Consider the following 20,138-nt stretch of genomic DNA (forward strand, 5'->3'; position numbering starts at 1 on the left):
TTTTATCCGGCATTCATCGGAATTTATACCGTAAATCAACTGAAAAGCCTGTGGAAGCATAGGGAAATGATGTATCTTTGAACCATTAATCAATTAATAATAGAAACAATGGAAGAGAAACAAAATTTTCCCCGTGCTACAGGCTTTTCCGGTAAAATACTGATAGCTTTGCTTTTTATCCTTTCCGGGATTCTACTGTTTGCCCGTAATATGGGATGGATAACTTCAGAAGTATTTGATTTGATCGTATCCTGGCATTCACTCCTTATATTATTAGGTATATATGCAATGATTCGCCGCCATTTCATCGGTGGAATCATCCTTTTTCTGGCGGGTGTTTATTTTCTGATAGGAGGACTTTCCTGGTTACCGGAAAATTCACAGGCAATGGTGTGGCCCCTCGCTCTGATAATAGCAGGTGTTTTATTTATCTTCAAACCCGGCAGAAATAAGAGGGCGCAATGGGCTCGTCAGCATACAATGGAACATCGTCGGCAATGGATGAAGATGCATCAGGGTAGACCCGGCATGAACTTTGAGAGTGAGCAACAACAATCGGAATCAGTAGATGGCTTTTTGCGTTCGGAGAATGTCTGGGGAGCTGCACGTCACGTAGTACTTGATGAGTTGTTTAAAGGAGCCATGATTCGTACCTCTTTCGGGGGGACGACTATTGATCTTCGCCATACCCATATTGCACCGGGAGAAACCTATATTGATTTGGATTGCAGTTGGGGAGGAGTCGAGATTTATGTCCCGTCGGATTGGACAGTCGTCTTCAAATGCAATGCTTTCTTTGGAGGATGTGATGACAAACGCTGGCAAAATGGGAATGTAAACAAGGAGAATATATTGGTCATTCGTGGAACGCTTTCTTTCGGAGGCTTGGAAGTTAAAGACTAGCGTATGAAACCACATCCGATAATAGATTATCCATTCCGCTGGATTCCGATGCTGGTGCTGGCGTTTATTCTGGTTGCGACACAGGTGGCTTTAGTCTGTGGATATACCGGAAACGACTATCTTCCTGCTCTGGTAGATGGAGTGGCAACAATTGGTTGGCTGGCAGCCATAGCCTATTTGGCCTGGTTTGTGGTCGGTCTTGTTTCGTTGTTCCAGACGGATATAATCATGATAATCGTTGGAAGCCTATTATGGCTGGCGGGTAGTTTTATGATCTGTGATATCATGGTGAGGATTGTAGGCATATCCTATATTCCTTTTGTGCAGACCATACCTTTCCGGTTATTGTTCGGGCTGCCAACCTTGATTGCCATTACTTTATGGTATCGCCTGATCGTAACTAAAGAAGAAGTACAGAATCAGGAACTGGATAAAGAATTGGCTGCACATCAGCTAACTGTGACCGAACAACAAGGAGAACCACAGACAGAATTAATAGATCGCATTACGGTGAAAGACGGTTCCCGCATTCATCTGGTAAAGACAGACGAACTGATCTACATACAAGCCTGTGGAGATTATGTAATGTTGATAACCCCTACCGGAGAATATCTGAAAGAACAAACTATGAAATATTTTGAGACCCATCTGTCTCCTGATACTTTTGTGCGTGTGCATCGTTCTACGATTGTCAACGTAACACAAATTTCGCGGGTCGAGCTTTTCGGAAAAGAAACTTATCAGTTGTTATTGAAGACTGGCGTGAAACTTAAAGTAAGTCTTTCCGGTTACCGGTTATTAAAAGAGCGGCTGGGGATCTAAAATTTGTTCAATCTTATCATAAAAACTGATTTTTCCCCTATATCGGTCAAAAAATGAATGTCAGAATGAAAAGCTTCCACTACTTTTGTTTCCATCATCTAATAATGTGAATAAGGAAATGAAAAGAAAATTAGTTTATGTTTGTCTGCTGGCAATGGTTGCGGGAGGAATGATGTCCTTTTCCTATGACATACCCGAAAAACAGGAGACAGGCGGCCGGGAAGATCGAGTGATCTCTTTTCCCGGAGCTGAAGGACACGGTAGATACACGACAGGCGGCCGTGGTGGTAAAGTGTATCATGTGACTTCTTTGGAAGACGATGGTTCGCAGGGGACTTTACGTTGGGCTTTGAAACAAAATGGACCTAAAACGATTGTCTTTGATGTGGCAGGTACGATTCATCTGAAATCGGAATTACGAACAGGGAAAGATCATCTCACCATTGCAGGACAGACTTCTCCCGGAGGAATCTGTCTGGCTGATTATGGCTTTTCTATTAATTCTAATAATGTAATTATCCGTTTTCTTCGTTTCCGCCCCGGAGAAGCCAGTGGGAAAGAACCCGATGGGTTGGGCGGCTGTGATAAGAAAGATATTATGGTAGACCATTGCTCTGTCAGTTGGAGTGTAGATGAATGTCTTTCCGTTTATGGTATGGAAAACTCTACGGTACAATGGTGTATTGGCTCTGAAGCATTAAGAAAAGCGACTCATGTAAAAGGGGCACATGGATATGGAGGCAATTGGGGAGGACATAAAGCTTCTTATCACCATAACCTGATCGCTCACTGTGAGAGTCGCGTGCCTCGTCTGGGCCCTCGTCCTTCTACATTAGCTCTTGGCGAATGTGTTGATATCCGGAATAATGTTTTCTACAACTGGGCTGGAAACGGTTGCTATGGCGGGGAAGATCAGCATGTCAATATCGTCAATAACTATTATAAACCGGGACCGGCAACAAAACAGGCTTCCAAACAGGTGCAATATCGTATTGCCAAAGTCGGAGTTTATCCGCAAGCTTATGTTTACGTTGATGGAGAACCCAAAAAGAACTTGGCTTTTCAACCTTACCTGCAGAAATGGGGAACTTTCTATATTGATGGAAATAAGATAGAAGGTAACAACAAAGTTACTGCCGATAACTGGACGGACGGAGTCTATGCCCAGTTGAAGAATGATGAAAAAGTAGATTTCCTCTGGACAGAAGATGCCAAAGAATCTATCCGTCTGAAAGAACCTCTTGATTTTGGAGTAATCACTACTTATTCGGCTGACAAGGCTTATGAACAGGTGATGAACTATGCAGGTTGCTGTAATTATCGTGATGAAGTAGACAAACGTATCATTTCCGACACCCGGAAAGGAACGGCAACTTTCACCGGAGAAGGAAATAAACCCGGATTTATCAATAGCCCCAAAGACACAGGCGATTCTCCCTGGCCGGAATTATCAATAGCAGGTCTTTCGGCACCGGTAGATTCGGACGGTGATGGCATACCTGATGAGTGGGAAATAAAAAACGGACTTGATCCGAATAATCCCGTAGATGGAAATACAAAAACGAAAGATCCGAATGGACAATATACGAATCTTGAGGTATATTTGAATAGTTTGGTGCAACATATAGTCGATGCACAGAACAAATAGGTAATCAGCAATTCCCCGTTCAATGCGGAGAATTTAGATGATATGCCCTTCAGGTGTTTTATGATAACATTTGAAGGGCATATCTTTTTTGTGCATGGCTATACCAGAGGGGCACTTTTTTACCCCAGTCCGTTTTTTACTCCTTTTCTACTAAATCTTACTCTATCTTCTCTTGCTTAATCCTCAATTTTGCACTGGTGAAAGAACAAAAAAATCACTCTAGCGAAAAACATCATTAATGTACAATGAAAATCTAAACAAATGAGAAACATGAAGCCAGCACTTATAATAGCCAATCCTCCTTAGGCTTGAATCCGCCTTTTAAAGAAAAAGGGCATAGAATTTTTATTCTTTTAATAATTGTATATCTTTAAATTATATATAAACTAATATTTATGAAACATCTAGCAAGTTTATTTCTTCTGTCATTTCTGCTTTGCTGTTCTTGTTCACAGCAAATGGATGATGAATGGAAACCGAATGAACAACTTCCCAATGTGCCCGAAACCCAACCGGTTGGCGTTTCTTTCAGTAGGGCTAGTCTTGAAACTTTTGCTGAACATGGAATTACAGAGGTCGGTGTTTATGTCTACCTGCAAGATTCCATGGTATATGGAAAAAATCTCCCTTTAAATAATGGAGATTTAAAAGTCGACCTTCCTTTAGGAGAAAATCTGCAAACCTTCATCGTGGCAAATGCCGATCATCTGGTGGATACAGATAGTCTTTCCAAAGTTGTAGTTTATCAGGATGCTCATATTCAAAAGCCGGTTTATATTTCGGATGTCGTAGGCTTTACTTCAGATAACTCGGTCAGTTCGCTCAACGTAGAATTGAAACGTTTAGTCGGGCAAGCAGTGTTCCAGCCGAAAGAGACGGAGGAGGAATTGAGTGCTATCACTCGTTTTGACCAGTTGAATGTCACTTTTACAAATGTGGCAATAGGCTATAAAGTAAAGAGTAAAGAATGTATTACAGAAAATGTGACCATCTCCACTAATCTTTCTACCGGCTTTGGAGCTTCGGTTTATTCATTTCCCACAGTGAATGGAGATTCCAGAACATCTATAGATGTGGTATATCTGAAAGGAGGCGAGGAGGTGAATCGCATCATCAGCCCTCTTGATACCGGTATAGGCTTTGAGTCTTCCAAGCGTTCTACCGTACATATGAAAATTACGGATGAGAATTACTTGGACGAGCCGTGGCTTTCGGTACGCACAGTCATGTATAAGAGTACATCCACTCAACCGTTTACAATAGAAGTTTCAGAATTTTAAAACAGGAGTTATATGAGAAATATATTCTATTCACTGACGGGAATAATGCTCCTGTTGGGAATAACAGCTTGTTCGGAAGAAGAACGATATGCCACTTCGGTAGTAAAAGAGATACAACTGTTTCTGGATGACGAACCGTGGGCGGTGAACACAGGTGCCTCTAACAAACCCCTGTTTATCTATACAGCCGATGGTGAGTATGTAGCCAACTATTCGTCGCTTTATCGCTTTCAGTTGCCCAATGGGAGTTATAACATTATTTCTACCACACAATCCGATTCTATTCCCAGTCCGAAGAATCTGAATGATATTGTGATACATCAGGATCCGACGGCTAAAACAAAATATGCCATTTCGGCACCGGTGGCGTATAAATCCCCGTTCGACGAACCGCTTAGTGTGCGTATGTACAATCGTACAGGTGTGCTTCGTCTGAAGTCTACCGATCGTAAATCGGATAAAAGCTACTCGAAATTACGCGCAGTCGTTTCTTCACCAATATCAGGATATAAACTATCGGATGCTACTTTTGTAAAAGCTCCGACAGATGTGCAACGCGAGAAAGAGACAACAACCGGTGGAGTGAACTACACCGATGACTTTGTATTGTTTCAAACGCAAAGCGAAGGCGGAACAGTATCTGTGCGTATCGACTATCTGGATAAGAATAATACGGTAGTCCAATCTAAAGCTATCGATGGCACATTCCCCATCTTGCCTGATGATACGGTACAAGTGGCGTTTGCACTGAACAACGTAGATGAACCGATCATACAAGATTACACTGTAACAATTGCTTCGGAAGGATGGAACGAAGAAGATATCAATCCGGAAGCTCCGATGAGAATTCCTGACGGATACAGATATGTAAGTCCGGAAGAGAACCTTGAATCAATCTGTAAATCAATGCTGGCGGATGCTTCTGTAAATGAGGTGAAACTTTTCCTGAAAGCAGGTGCTACCTATAAATTAGGTACACAGACCGAAATACCGAAAGCTCTCTACATCATGGGACAGGCACCGGGTGATGGTGAAGAATTGGCATTTATGGAAATGGGCAACATGAGTATCAACTGTCCTGATGCCATTATTGAAGCCTTCCACTTCGAGAATCTGAAAATAAAGGTGACAACTTCCGATTTCTTTAAGTTTAAAAACCAAGCTTTCCATGTATCTACTATCTCTTGGAAGAACTGTGAAATCAGCGATTTGGTACGTACAATGTGGTATCAGGAAGTAGATGCTGCACAGAAACAGATTGCCGATCATATTGTGATTGAGAATTGTCGTTTCTTAGGTTTGAATTCCGGTGGAAGTGGCCTGTTCGGTCTTTCTACCAAGCAGGACGCGCCGGTACACAACTTTGTGTTCAAGAACTCTACGTTCCATGCCAACAATCTGACAAGAGCTTTGATAACCGGTTTGGGCAGTATGACAGGCGAATTGAATGTGACAATAGAGAATTGTACATTTGTGAGTATGGCTCCTGCTGCAATGACCTTCTTCGACTTAAATCCGAAGAATACCTCTTCATTCCACTTAGTTGTCCGTAATAATCTCTTTAGTGGTGTTTGTGAAGTCGGACAGGGAACTTGGTTCACTACAAGAAACGTCACAAGCAAGACTTTCGAGAATAACTATCGCACCAATGGCTTTGTAGTGGCTAACTGGGGAGTTGATACTGCTGAAATACCGGTAGAAACAGCTCTCCCTATGGAAACACTCTTCAAAGATGTGGCTGGTAGAGATTTCACTATTACTGATAAAAACTCCGAAGTATATACAAATGGAATTGGTGATCCGCATTGGATTAAATAATCAATAGAGTATTAACAATATAAAGATATAAAACATGAGATATTTTCTATTCATATTATTGGTAGGATTGTTGAGCGCATGTAGTTCGGACGACGAATCTAATGCGGGTGCAACAGCTGCCAAACTGGAAGTGTCGAAGAATGAGGTGAAGTTGAGTAACGTAGACGGTTCGTTTACAATCAACGTAACGGCTACCTCTACATGGACTGCCGAAGTGACCTCGACAGGCGACTGGTTGACTATATCAAAAAGCTCCGGAGAGGGGAATGGTGATCTCCGTTTGTTTTTTACCGAGAATACAGACGGTCCCAAGCGCACCGGAACAGTAAAAGTATCAATGTCGGGTGCAGGCTCGACATTGGAACAAGAGATTAGCGTAGAGCAACTGGGGGCCGATCCCGATATTTTGTTTGATTATTCATCAGACCCTTTGTCATTCCGGGGAGGTACATTCACCTGCAAAGTAGTGGCAAATGTGGAATGGGAACTGGAGATAGCAGCAGAGTACGACTGGATCAAGTTGAAGGAAGCAACTCCCAGAACCCGCAGTTTTGTGACGGATGAAGTAACATTTGCCGTAGATGCAAATGCAAACAAAACCAGAACAGCCGTCCTGATATTCAAATCCGTAGGAGATTATACATTGCAGCGTGTCCTGAAAGTGACACAAGACGGTGTAAGCGGTGAGGTGACGATAGAACAGGATGAGTATATCATTCCTTATAAATGTCCTAAACTGGTTATCTCGGCTCCGCAAGGAGAAAACCCGGTAGATTACGATGCTGTAATATCCGAGAGTTGGATTACGCAGGATAAGAAAAACTCTACTGCCAATGAAGTCGTATTGAATATCGAAAATAATGAAACAGTCTTTCCACGTACAGCAACGGTAGAGATGTTGGATAAAGTAATTACCATCTTCCAATATGGTAAACCCGATACAAGCATCGGTGACGATCATTCTACTTCTATACTCGCTTTCCCGGGTGCCGAAGGTGGCGGTCGTTTTACTACCGGTGGTCGTGGCGGCGAAATCTATCGTGTGACCACGCTGGCAGATTATAACAAAAACGAAACCCCTATTGAGGGCAGTTTACGCTATGGAATTGAGAAATCCAACCAACCACGCACCATTATTTTTGATGTATCCGGTATCATCGAACTGAAAAGAGGGCTGTATCTGAATGAATATCCTAATTTGAGTATCATTGGTCAGACCGCACCGGGCGACGGTATCACATTGAAGAATTACAACTTCACCTTTAACCTGTCGAAAGATCCAGCTATTGGTGCAGGTGGCAGTCTGAATGCTATTGTTCGTTTCTTGCGTTGCCGTCCGGGCGATCAGTTTGCCGATTATGGAGAAGATGCGATTGGCGGACGCTATTTCAAAGATGCCATTATCGACCATATTACAGCCGGATGGAGTGTGGATGAAACACTGACTTTCTATGGCGTACAGAACTTCACGGCACAATGGTGTATCGCTTCTGAAAGTATGAACCTGTCTAACCATGCCAAGGGTGCTCATGGTTATGGTGCTATGTTTAGTGGAGATAATGCTTCTTTCCACCACATACTGTTAGCACACCACGGTAGCCGCTGCCCGCGTATCTCCGATTTGTCTGCTCCCGGTACACAAGAATCTTATGACTTTACCGGATATTTCGATGTGAGGAATAATGTCTACTACAACTGGAGTGGAAGAGGACAAGGCAGTTATGGCGGAAAGTATGCTGCTTTCAACCTGACCAACTGCTATTATAAACCGGGGCCAGCTACCGGAACAAACAACCGTTCTTACCGTATCCTGTCAAGTGATCCTACTGCCAGAGCTTATATCAATGGCAATTATGTGTTAGGTAACACAGGTGTCACGGCTGATAACTGGACAGAGGGTGTTTGGGGACAATTCGATTCTTCACTGGGTACGGTTCCTGAAGCAGAAAAGCAAGCTATGAAGATGGCAGATTACCAACCTTTCAGCAAACTGACCAGTCACACGGCTGAACAAGCTTACGATAAAGTATTGGAATATGCCGGAGCTTCTTTGCGTAGAGATGTGATAGATCAGCGTATCGTTCGTGAAGTAAAGAATGGTACTTACACCTATATCGGTTCCAAACCTGAAGAAGACGGCAAAGCCAAGCAACCCGGTATCATTGATACAGTATCAGATACTGAAGGTTACATTAAGGTGAAGTCGTTGAATCCCTGGCCTGATACGGATGGTGATGGAATTCCTGATATTTGGGAAGAAGCTTACGGGTTGAATCCTAACGATCCGAGTGATGCACAAAAAATCAGTTCGTCGGTTGATCCTAACGGACGCTATCCGAACATCGAAGTTTATTTCCACAACTTGGTTCAGCACATTATCTATTATCAGAACCAAGGCGGAATAGTAATGGAAAAGAAATAAAGGTGTGGAGCAAATAAATCTATTTACAATAAAAGCATAGAATGATGAATAAAATAATCATAAGCATATTTATCCTGCTGTGGGTAGCAGTGGGTGCTATGGCACAGACTGCTACCGTGACCGGTATGGTGACCGACGATATGGGGCCGGTAATTGGTGCCACAGTAACGGTGCAAGGCACTTCAATAGGTGCAACGACCGATTTGGATGGTAAATTTACATTGACCAGTGTGCCCAATGTAGCCAAGGCCGTGTTGATAGTTCGCTATGTAGGTATGGAAGAAGCAAAAGAACCGTTGAAAGGACGTACCTCGAACATTAATATCCACATGAAAGAAGCTGTTGGAATGTTGGACGACGTAGTCGTAATCGGCTATGGTACGCAGAAAAGAGGTAATCTTACCGGTTCTATCGCCAGCGTATCCGGCAAGATATTGGAGAAAGTACAGACCACTTCTGCTGCTGAAGCCATCGTCGGTAAACTGCCGGGTGTGCAGGTGACAGCTGTAGACGGTTCGCCGGATGCTGAAATTAAGATTTTGGTACGTGGTGGCGGTTCTATTACACAAGATAACAGTCCGCTTATCATATTGGACGGATTTGAAGTAAGCAGTCTGAACGATGTTCCACCTACCGATATTGAATCTATCGAGGTCTTGAAAGATGCGGCTTCCACAGCTATCTATGGTGCGCGTGGTGCCAACGGTGTAATCTTGGTGACAACCAAACGTCCTGTTGAAGGACGGGTTGTCATTAGCCTGAACACTTATGTGCAGACCAAAGAACTTTCCAACAAACTGGATGTGATGGACCCTTACGAATTTGTATTGATGCAATATGAAAATGCGCGTCAGAAAAGCTCTAATCCTACAGCTTTTAATAATAAGTATGGACATGCTTACGAACACTACATCTATCAGGGAAATGCCGGAACTGACTGGCAGGACGAGGTGTTCGGTTCCAATCCGGTGGCCAAATATGTAGACCTTAGTGTGAATGGTGGTACGGAGAAAGTCAAATATAAACTATCCTTTATCCATCAGGACCAACCGAGTGTGATGGTAGGCAACGGACTGAAACAAAACAATATGAACGCTTCTTTCAACTTCAAACCTTTTAAATTCCTGACGTTGGAATACCGCACGCGTTTGTTGCATAAGGAAGTAGATGGATCCGGTACGGAAGGCGTTAGTTTGTTGACTGCTTTGCGTGAAAAACCGACTAAGGGTCTGGATGAATATATGAAACTTCCCGAAGACGATACGTATTTCGATCCCGATCAACTGGAAGAGGAAACTCTTTTTGATCCCAAAGAAGAATCGAAAAGAAATTATAAAAAGAGAATCAACAAGTCGCTCAATACGATGGGAGCCGTGACCTGGGATATTATGAAGGGTATGACTTTCCGTAGTGAATTTGGTTTCGAGAATAACTCTGAAGAACAACGCCGTTTCTGGGGTATGGAGACCAGTAAAGCTCGTAGCAACAATAACCAGCCGGTGGCGGAATGGAGCATGAAACAAGGTACCAAGTGGCAGCTTACCAACGTGTGGAACTACAACTTTATGCTAAAAGAAGCACATGATATCCGTCTGATGTTGGGACAGGAAATCAAGCATAACCAGACTACTACCAAAACTTACTCTACTCGTTTTTTTCCGGAAAATATCACGGCAGAAAAGGTCTTTGATAATTTGTCGCTGGGTACTCCTTATGAGAACTCCTCGTCAGCGGCCTCTCCCTCTCGTATTTCTTCATTCTTTGGCCGTATCAACTATGGCTATAATGATAAATACCTCGCTACGGTAACGCTGCGTGCCGATGGTTCTTCCAAGTTTGCCAAAGGTAACCGTTGGGGATTCTTCCCGGCAGGAGCGTTGGCATGGCGTATCTCTAACGAAGACTTTTTGAAAGATAATCAGGTCGTATCCAACTTAAAGTTGAGATTAAGCTACGGTTCTTCCGGTAACGACCGTATCGATGCCGACCTTTATCAGAAATTGTATGGGGTAAGCAGTTCCCGTCCTGCCGGATGGGGAGAAGTCAGCCACTATTACTATAACTTCTATAACTCTAAATATGTGTACAATCCTGATGTGAAATGGGAAACCACCATCACACGTAACATTGGTATTGACTTCGGTTTCTTTAAAGAACGCCTTAGCGGTACGATTGATGTGTACTGGAATACAGTCAAAGATTTGCTGGTGCCTTCGGATATTCCAGGTTACACAGGCTACACTAAACTGATGACCAATGTGGGACAGACATCCAATCGGGGTATAGAACTTCAACTGAATGCCTGGCTGATAGAAACGAAAGACTTCTCACTGAACGCCACATTCAATATCGGTCATAATAAAAACAAGATTGATAAACTGGCAAGTGGTGAAAAAGAATGGATTCTCACTTCGGCCTGGAGAAATGACGTCGTGAACTCTGATGATTATCGTGCCTATGTGGGTGGTACCAGTGGTTTGATTTACGGTTATGTCAATGATGGATTCTATACCGTAGCCGATTTTGAATCTTTCGACTCCAAATCCAGAACATGGAAACTGAAAGAAGGAGTGGTAGATTCAAGCCCATTGTCCGACACTCCGCGTCCCGGTAATGCCAAGTTCAAGAAACTCACTCCGGTAGATCCCAACAGCACCAATCCTTATCAGCTGACAGAAGCCGACCGTACTGTTATTGGCAACACTACTCCGAAATTCTCGGGAGGTTTTGGTCTGAATGCTACTTATAAAGGATTTGATATGAGTATGTTCTTCAACTTTATGTATGATTTTGATGTACTGAATGCCAACAAAATTATGCTGACCACTTGGGCGGACAATAAAGAGAACAACTTCCTGATGGACATCGCTTCAGATAAACGCTGGCGTAACTTCGACGACATGGGTAATGAGATCCGTTACAGTCCGGAAGTACTGGCAGAATTCAATAAGAATGCTACCATGTGGAATCCCACTTCCATCGGACGCCCCATCTGTATGTCGTATGCCGTGGAAGACGGTTCATTCCTGCGTCTTAATTCAGCTACCCTCGGTTACACCTTACCAAGTGTGTGGACGAAGAAAGTCGGTTTGAGTAAAGTGCGTTTCTATGTATCGGGCAATAATCTGTTTACCCTTACCGGATATAGTGGTTATGATCCGGAGGTGAACATCGCTACCGGTTTGACACCGAACATTGATTATAACCGTTATCCGCGTAGCCGTACCTATACATTTGGTGCACAGTTGACTTTTTAATTGAAATCTATAAAATGAAAGAACAATGAATAAGAAACTAATATACTCACTCATTGCCGGAACTATGTTCACTTTGACGTCTTGCGATGATTTTCTTGATGTGCAGCCCGCCTCCGGCTTTACTCCCGAGTACATATTTTCCAGCGAATCGGAGATGAAAGCGTTGATGACCCGTATCTACTCTTCCATGACGGAAGACGGATTGTACGGAAGTAACCTTGCCAGCGGTTTGAATACGAATACCGATGTGGAAATGAGTTCGTTCAAGAACAACACTGTCAGTACCAATGGCTCGGATATAGGCTGCTTTGATTCCCGTCCCACCTGGTCGGTATTGAACGCTACTTGGAACAATATCTATTATGCTATCAATTATGCCAACGACTTTTTGCAGGCTGTGCAGGAGTCACCATTGTTTTCCGATAAAGTAACAGGTGATACTCCTTCCGAAACACAACAGATGTATGGAGAAGTGAAAACTCTTCGTGCCATGCTCTATCTGGACTTGATCCGTACATGGGGAGATGTAGTGTTTATTATCAAACCAACGGAAGCGACCGATGACTTCTTCAGCCTGGGTACTACCGACCGCAATGTCATTCTGGAATATCTGATTGATGACTTGATAGCTGTAGAACCGATGATGAAATATGCAGTCGATTTGGATTATGGCGTAGAACGTGCTTCACGCGAATATTGCCAGTCGCTTATCGGACAGTTGGCTCTCTATCGGGGTGGTTGGACTCTTCGTGCCGACAAAGAAGATGTGACTCACGTAGGTTACATGGAACGAGGTGATAACTTTGAACATTATTATGAGATTGCCATCACTTATCTGGGGAAGGTAATCAAAGAAAGCAAACACGACTTGACTCAAAGTTTTGAAAACTTGTGGGTAAATGAATGTAACTGGAAGACTGCCAACAACGATGATGTCATGTTCGCTGTTCCGATGCTGAAAAGTGTCACCAGTCGTTATGGCTATAATATCGGTGTTACTATTGCAGAAGGTAAGCACTCTTATGGCAGCGCCCGCAACTATGTAACTTTCTGCGGTACGTATGTTTATTCGTTTGATAAGGATGATTTGCGTCGTGATATGACTTGTGTACCTTATAAATATGATAAAGACCTGAATCAGGAGATTGATATGGGAGTGACTGGTATGGGTGTTGGTAAATGGTCCAAACTCTATATGCAGTCTCCGCTGGGTGCTTCCAGTGGTTCTAATACAGGTATCAACAGTGTACGTATGCGTTTTGCAGATGTTTTGCTGATGTATGCTGAAGCAGTCAATGAACTTTACGGACCGCGTGACGATGCCAAAGAAGCACTGAAGCGTGTTCGCCGCCGTGCTTTCGATGCGGCTCAATGGACGGATAAAGTAGAAAGTTATGTAGAGAGCCTGACTAATGAAGCAGATTTCTTCCAGGCAGTCATGGATGAGCGTAAATGGGAGTTTGGTGGTGAAGGTATTCGTAAATACGATCTTGCGCGTTGGAATAAATATGGTGAAGTTATCTACAATCTTTATAACGAGATGACTAATTGGGGATTGGTAGCTAACGGAGCTTACGTACCAGGCATTGAGAAAGTACCGTCTAATATCTATTACAAGCAAGTGACGGACCCTGAACATTCTGATAGAAAGGTATTAGACATTGTAGGTATTGACGAATATGGTCCCGGTGTAGGTCGCCCTGCCGGTTACACAGTATTGGAGTATGCGTTGGGATGGAGAGTGTTGAACAAAGAAACACAGCTTTATGAAACGTTGGATGCTATTTCATGGAGTTTCCGTGGATTTATCAACAAGAACAACGATCAATTAGTGAAACCTACCGATCCTGTGAGATACCTGTGTCCTTATCCTGCAAAGGTTATAACAGACCATCGCGGATTGATTCGGAACTATTATGGATACTAATCAGTAAAAAGACAAACGTTATGATAAAGTTATTACGAAAACTTGCAACGGCTATGCTGCCCGCACTCCTTTGCGGCACCCTGTTCATAGGCTGCGAGGCAGATGATAAATATACGAAAGTGGACGACCTGTTCCAGCCCCGGTTTGTATTGGAGAAACCGGAGGTGAAAGCAAACTCTGTGACATTGGTATGGTATAAAGTGAACGATGCTATCTCTTATACGGTACAACTACATCAGGATCAATATTATACCAGCTTGTTTATGGAGATAGAAACCACTGATCCTTATGTGTTTATCGATGATATTCCTTACGGAACTACTTTCTATATTCGTGTACGCAGTAATGCTGCCAACGCTACCAACAACTCGCAATGGAAATACACCAGTGCCTCTACTGAAGCTCGTCCGGAATATGCCCAACTGGTGGAAGATGTTTCCAAAACCGAAATTACGGAATCATCGGCTATCATTCGCTGGAAGAAAGACAATAAACAGAATCCGGTGGATAGTATAAGCATTATCCCTATGATGAATACGACACTGCCTGGTATTAGCCGCTATCTGACCATTGAAGAAATGATGCAGGGATTTGCCGAGGTGGATGGTTTAACGAAGAATACACTGTATGCTGTCAACCTGTATGATACCAGTAAACCGCGTAAATATGACAAACCTTATAATCAGGTAACGTTCCGTACGGCAGGCCCGTCGGCTATGTCCATACCGGTAGGCTTGGATGACGATTTATCTGCGATGTTGCTGAACAACGATGTCGATCCTGAAGTGCCCGAAGGTACAGAATACTATTTGCCTGCAGGTTCTTCTTACCGCGTCACTCCGTTCGCTTTGATGAAAGGCTTCCGTTTGGCCGGTAGTCGTGATGGAGTTAAACCTATTGTTGTTTTGGAAGGTAGTTGGAGTATTGCAGAGGGTTCTTACCTCTCCAGTCTGGAGTTTGATAATATTGAATTCCGTCATGAAGCAAACAATAACTACTTTATGAATACCAGCAAGGCATACACAATAGAGAATGTCAGCTTTGTAAATTGCGATTTCATAAGTCTTCGCCGAGGTTTCTGGCGCCATCAGTCCGCTAATGCCAAGTACATTATGAATCTGGAAATGGAAGGATGCCGTTTCGAAGGTTGTGGATGGCAAACAAGTGCTTATGGTGCATTTAATCTTCAGTCTTTCGACAAAGATAACGGAGTTTCTTATGACCAGGTAGACCGTGCAATCTTCCGCAACTGTACATTTAGCAACGACAATGATGGAACCAATGGTTATGGCTGGGGTAACCTTTTCTATGCTCCTTATATGGATAAACCTATCGACCTGGAATATAAGAATGTAACTATTTACAACTACAGCCGTAATCAACGTCTGATTAACATTGAATCTGCCGTAGGTTCTAAATTGGTAATGGAAGGTATCTTGTTGGCATCCCCTTGCGGTGACTTGTTTGCTATCGGTGCTAACACTACTACTACATTCTCTAATAACTATACCACCGCAGACTATACATTGGGAGGTAAGAATATGAATGCGACCGATTTGAAAATTACGGCAGCCGAACTGTTTGCCGATCCGGCTAATGGAGACTTGACGATTAAGGATACCTCTTCTCCGATTGTAAGCAACCGTGCCGGTGATACTCGTTGGTTGCCTTAAATTTAAATTGAGAATATGAACTTACATGATTAAGAATAAATTAAAATATAATATTATGAATCTGAAACATTTATTTTTCTTAGCGGTTGCCGGAACGTTGGCAGTAGCTTGTAGTGAAGTTAATGAAAATTCTCTTACTGATGGCGATGGTCAAAGAATGCTTCGCACTATCAGTTCGGGCAACGACCGTTTCACTACACGATTGAATAGCGAAACCAGTGAATGGGAGAACGGTGATGCTATTGGTATATATATGTTCGATACGGAAGATAAGAATGTGTTGAACGATGCCCTTAACGTGAAATATACGACGATTGGCGAGGGGCTTACGGCGAACTTCTCGTCCGATCCCGGAATAGCAATCTATGATATGCCTACGAATTTCGTAGCCTATTATCCGCATACTACATCTGCAGATGTTATTGATGCCACAGCAGCACTTTATAAAGTAGATGTAAGCGATCAGTCTGACGGTATCTCTGCCCACGATTTAATGTGGGCAAAGGCTGCCAACCAGTCAACGGAATCATTGTTGGCAGGTGGATTGGCATTCACTTTCCATCATAAGTTAGTGCTTCTACGTGTTAAGATTACGAATGAAAACGTGTCGAATGTGACAAGTATAACGGTAGGGGGGATGAATACCACAGCTACTTTCAGCCTGATAGACGGGAAATTGACTAACATGGATACGCAGAAGTCTATTTCCCTGCAGAAAACAGGAGATAAATCTTTTATTGGTATCATGTTGCCTGCTGAAGAGTTGATAAATAAAATGTCGCTCACTATCATGGCAGACGGTGGTAAGTATCAGTACACAGTGCCTGAAGGCAGCAAGATAGATAAGTTTGTTGCAGGCTATGAGTATACCTTCAATATCAATGTAGGAAAAGAGACTAGCGGAGAAATAGGCGGTGGTTCCGGCAGCAACACACCTTGGGGTGATGGTGGCAGCGAGGATGGCGACGGTGATAAAGTTTCAGAGAATGAAGCAATTCCTGCTGATTATGCTCAAAAAGCGATTAATGCAGAAACAAACCTGTCGACAATATTGTCCGGTGCTTCCGGTAAAGTTGCGTTAGTATTTGCTGCCAATGCAGAAGGTTATACCTTTAGCGATGCAATGGTAGTGCCCGAAGCTGTAACAGAGTTGTTACTGATTGGTGATACAGAAAAACAAGTGAAGATGAATCTGAAACAGATACAATATACCAGTCTTCAAAAGATAGCATTGAATAACTTGGATATTACAGGTGATAACTCAACCGCTCTGCTGACTAACAATGAAACTGCCCAACTCGCTACTGATGCTGTGGTAGATTTCAAGAAGTGTAACTTTAGTAACATGAAGACTGTTTGTGACTGGTCAACCGGAGATAACGGGGCACAAAACTTACTTTCTGCTGTAGTGATCGATGATTGTCTGTTTGCCAATATGCAAAATGTCTTCAACTATTATGGTTCTAAAGCAATCACTATCACTAACTCTACACTTTATAAAATGACAGAACGCGTTATTTACGTGAAAGATGCCAATAGTGTAGTTATCACTGTCGAAAATTGCACATTGGCAGATATGGCAAAGACTCCATTTGAAAGCCGATATGCGAATGGTAATCTCTATTATAAGAATAATATTTCGGCCTGCTTCGTTACAAGTAACCCTAACATAGGCTATAAAATGGATGTACGGGAATTCTCCGGTAACTATGCAGCGGCAGCTACCGAAGCCGGACAGATGCCTGTATTGAATGTACATGGAAAAGCAATTGATACCAATACTTTTCCTAATGCCTGGATAGATACGTCCAAAACAGTTACCGAACTGTTTGAAGATGCAGGAAACGGCAACTTCAAACTGAGAATTGATGCTCAAGTAGGTGACCCGCGTTGGTATAAGAATGTAAAATAACCATTGAATTACTCTTGTAATACTGATTAAACATTACAGTTATGAAATTATTTCATTCATTATTATATCCCTTGTTAGGTGGTTTGTTTTGCCTCTCTTGTTCGGATGATGAGCAAGATTCAGGTACAAAACAACCTACTACTGCGGGAGAGGTTACCTTCGGTGTAGACCTCACAGGTTTCTCAACCCGTGTCACCCAAGACGGATCGTCATGGAATGACGGAGATAAGATCGGAACATACGTATTGGATATGAAGACTCTTGAACCTGTCACAGAAGCAGCGAATGTACCTTATGTCTGCTCGGAAGAGGGTGCGTCGGTTTCTTTCACTTCCACTACACCGCTGAAAGTGCAAAATGATGGAACACCGGTGAAGTTTGTGGCATACTATCCGTATAATGCCGATGTACGTAATTTTAATTATCCCGTGCAACTGGCCGCTCAAGAAAGAGGAAGTACGGCGTGCGACTTACTATATGCTGCCACGAAAGAAGAATACACCTACTCTCCGGAGAACGAACCCCATATCTCATTAAACTTTACCCATCGTCTGGCAAAAGTGATTCTGAAGTTTGTGAATATGGAAAAAGAACCGTTGGAAGTAAGTGATGTACGGATTGAGGGGATGCAAACTGCCGCTTCATTCAATATACAAACAGATGTACTGACGGTTGACGAAAGCTCTGTTGCTACAATCAACCCTTATCACAATGCTACAACAGGATTCTACGAAGCTATCATTCTTCCATCGGCATTGACAGACAGCTATAAAGTGTCTTTCGTATTGGACGATAGAGAGAAAGAGTGGATATTTACTAATTTGGACATTGCTTTGCCGCAATTCCACAAAGGTTATAGCTACACATTCGCACTCTACATAGACGACAGCGGCTTTGTAGAAATGGGACGTCTTGAAAATGTGGAAGGCGGAAACTCATCAGCTCCCTGGGAAGACGGAAGCAGTGAGGACGGAACGGCCGAAGGTGACAAGACTCCTGTATCAGGATATGCCTTCACACCTGCCGACGGCACGCAGCAAGCACTAGCAGATACCGAACTGAAAATCGCCTTTGAAGGCACTGCACCCGAACTTGGTACGAGTGGTTGTATCCGCATCTATCGTATGAGCGACCATAAACAGGTAGATGAAATCAATATGGCAGAACGCAGACAGTCTATCGTAAACGGTCAGACCCAACTGAATACGTGGATGGATATTATCGGCGTTACGCCTACCGGTTCTTCCGTTAGTCGTCGTATCGTCAATTATTATCCGGCACGGGTGGAAGGTAAGAGCTTCATTATCAAGCCTCATCAACAGCGCTTACAACCCGACACCGAATATTATGTAACCATCGAACAGGCAGCAGTGAAACAAACAGACTTCAAGGGAGTATATGGCCGTGCATGGACGTTCAAGACGAAGCCGGCACCAGCATTGACCGGACCGAACTATGAGGTGAAAATTAGTCACACCGACCCCAATGCTGACTTCTATACTTTGCAAGGTGCTATTGACTTCTGTGCCACACATGTCGATTTGAATGCTGCTAAGACATTCCGGATGGATGACGGTATCTATCAGGAGATTATCTACTTGCGCGATCAAAGCAACATCACAGTAAAAGGAAATGCTAGTGATAATACGGCTGTCAATATTCAATATGATAACAGCAATGATATTAACGGTGGTATAGGCGGCGGAACCAATATCGATCAGTTTGCCCCTACCGGCACTATTGTGCCCTCTTCCGGAGGTCGTTCGGTGGTGATACTCGATGGTAACAGTGATAAAATCCGCTTTGAAAATGTGACGATAGAGAATGCGTATGGCTGGACACTAGGCAAGAATGGTCAGGCCGAGGCACTTTATATTAACAACAAATCGGCTGCTTTTATCAATTGCCGTGTCTTGAGTTTCCAGGATACTTTGCTTCCCGGTGGAGGTTACAACTGGTTCAAAGATTGTTTCATAGCCGGAGCTACCGATTTCATCTGGGGGTCGGGTAAGGTGGTACTGTTTGAAGATTGTCAGATCCATGCACCTAGCGGTACACGTGCTGTAATGCAAGCGCGTGTCAGTGCGGGTTACTTGGGTTATGTATTCTTGAACAGCCGTTTCACGGTAGGCGAAGGCGTTACTAACTCTACTTTGATTTATCAGTTTGAGCCGGACAATCTGACCTTCTTAAACTGTACGTTTGCCGATGTGTACGGTCCTAACTTTGTAGGAGAGAATAAACCGCTGACACCGGCTGTACCTACTGTTGCCACCGGCTGCAAACTTTACAACTGCAAGACTGAATCGGGTTCTGATATTTATCAATCTATTCCGGCAACGGTGCGCAATACAGTGCTGCAACTTAGTAAGGAACAATACGATCAATACTTCGGTACACGTGAAACCATCATGAGTTGGGATGGCTATACCGATGTGGCTTGGTTCAAATAATAAAATGTTTAGGTAAAAAGATA

General features: G+C 43.2%; 11 protein-coding genes. All 11 read left to right on the top strand.

The window, feature by feature from the left end:
- The first annotated feature begins 108 nt into the window (after positions 1-108).
- The 11 genes from KSX81_RS17140 to KSX81_RS17190 all read left to right on the top strand — a co-directional run bounded on the left by KSX81_RS17140 (position 109) and on the right by KSX81_RS17190 (position 20,115).
- On the top strand, positions 109-903 hold the full coding sequence (locus KSX81_RS17140; protein ID WP_004301517.1) for a LiaF transmembrane domain-containing protein: 795 nt from the start codon (positions 109-111) through the stop codon (positions 901-903).
- A gap of 3 nt (positions 904-906) precedes the next feature.
- Positions 907-1,725, top strand: a complete 819-nt coding sequence (locus KSX81_RS17145; RefSeq protein ID WP_004301518.1) for a LytTR family DNA-binding domain-containing protein — start codon at positions 907-909, stop codon at positions 1,723-1,725.
- 118 nt (positions 1,726-1,843) lie between these two features.
- Positions 1,844-3,373 carry a pectate lyase gene (locus KSX81_RS17150; protein WP_004320967.1) on the top strand — a complete coding sequence of 510 codons (1,530 nt, stop codon included), beginning with the start codon at positions 1,844-1,846 and terminating at the stop codon, positions 3,371-3,373.
- A 395-nt stretch (positions 3,374-3,768) separates the two neighbouring features.
- Positions 3,769-4,653 carry a hypothetical protein gene (locus KSX81_RS17155; RefSeq protein ID WP_004320966.1) on the top strand — a complete coding sequence of 295 codons (885 nt, stop codon included), beginning with the start codon at positions 3,769-3,771 and terminating at the stop codon, positions 4,651-4,653.
- Positions 4,654-4,665: 12 nt separating this feature from the next.
- Positions 4,666-6,471, top strand: coding sequence for a DUF5123 domain-containing protein (locus tag KSX81_RS17160; RefSeq protein WP_004301523.1), 1,806 nt, complete (start codon positions 4,666-4,668; stop codon positions 6,469-6,471).
- A 34-nt stretch (positions 6,472-6,505) separates the two neighbouring features.
- On the top strand, positions 6,506-8,893 hold the full coding sequence (locus KSX81_RS17165) for a BACON domain-containing protein (RefSeq protein WP_004301524.1): 2,388 nt from the start codon (positions 6,506-6,508) through the stop codon (positions 8,891-8,893).
- Positions 8,894-8,937: 44 nt separating this feature from the next.
- Positions 8,938-12,150, top strand: a complete 3,213-nt coding sequence (locus KSX81_RS17170; protein ID WP_217725786.1) for a SusC/RagA family TonB-linked outer membrane protein — start codon at positions 8,938-8,940, stop codon at positions 12,148-12,150.
- Positions 12,151-12,175: 25 nt separating this feature from the next.
- Complete coding sequence (locus KSX81_RS17175) at positions 12,176-14,077, top strand: RagB/SusD family nutrient uptake outer membrane protein (RefSeq protein ID WP_004301526.1); 1,902 nt, start codon at positions 12,176-12,178, stop codon at positions 14,075-14,077.
- Positions 14,078-14,097: 20 nt separating this feature from the next.
- Entirely contained in the window at positions 14,098-15,750 is a 1,653-nt protein-coding gene (locus KSX81_RS17180) for a DUF5123 domain-containing protein (protein ID WP_004301527.1), read from the top strand.
- A gap of 55 nt (positions 15,751-15,805) precedes the next feature.
- Positions 15,806-17,662 (top strand): fimbrillin family protein, encoded by a 1,857-nt coding sequence (locus tag KSX81_RS17185; RefSeq protein ID WP_004320964.1) that lies wholly within the window; start codon positions 15,806-15,808, stop codon positions 17,660-17,662.
- Between the two features lie 41 nt (positions 17,663-17,703).
- Entirely contained in the window at positions 17,704-20,115 is a 2,412-nt protein-coding gene (locus KSX81_RS17190; RefSeq protein ID WP_004301529.1) for a pectinesterase family protein, read from the top strand.
- The last annotated feature ends 23 nt before the right edge of the window (positions 20,116-20,138 follow it).

It is taken from the genome of Bacteroides sp. MSK.18.37 (genome assembly GCF_019129155.2).
Classification (GTDB): Bacteria; Bacteroidota; Bacteroidia; order Bacteroidales; family Bacteroidaceae; genus Bacteroides; species Bacteroides ovatus.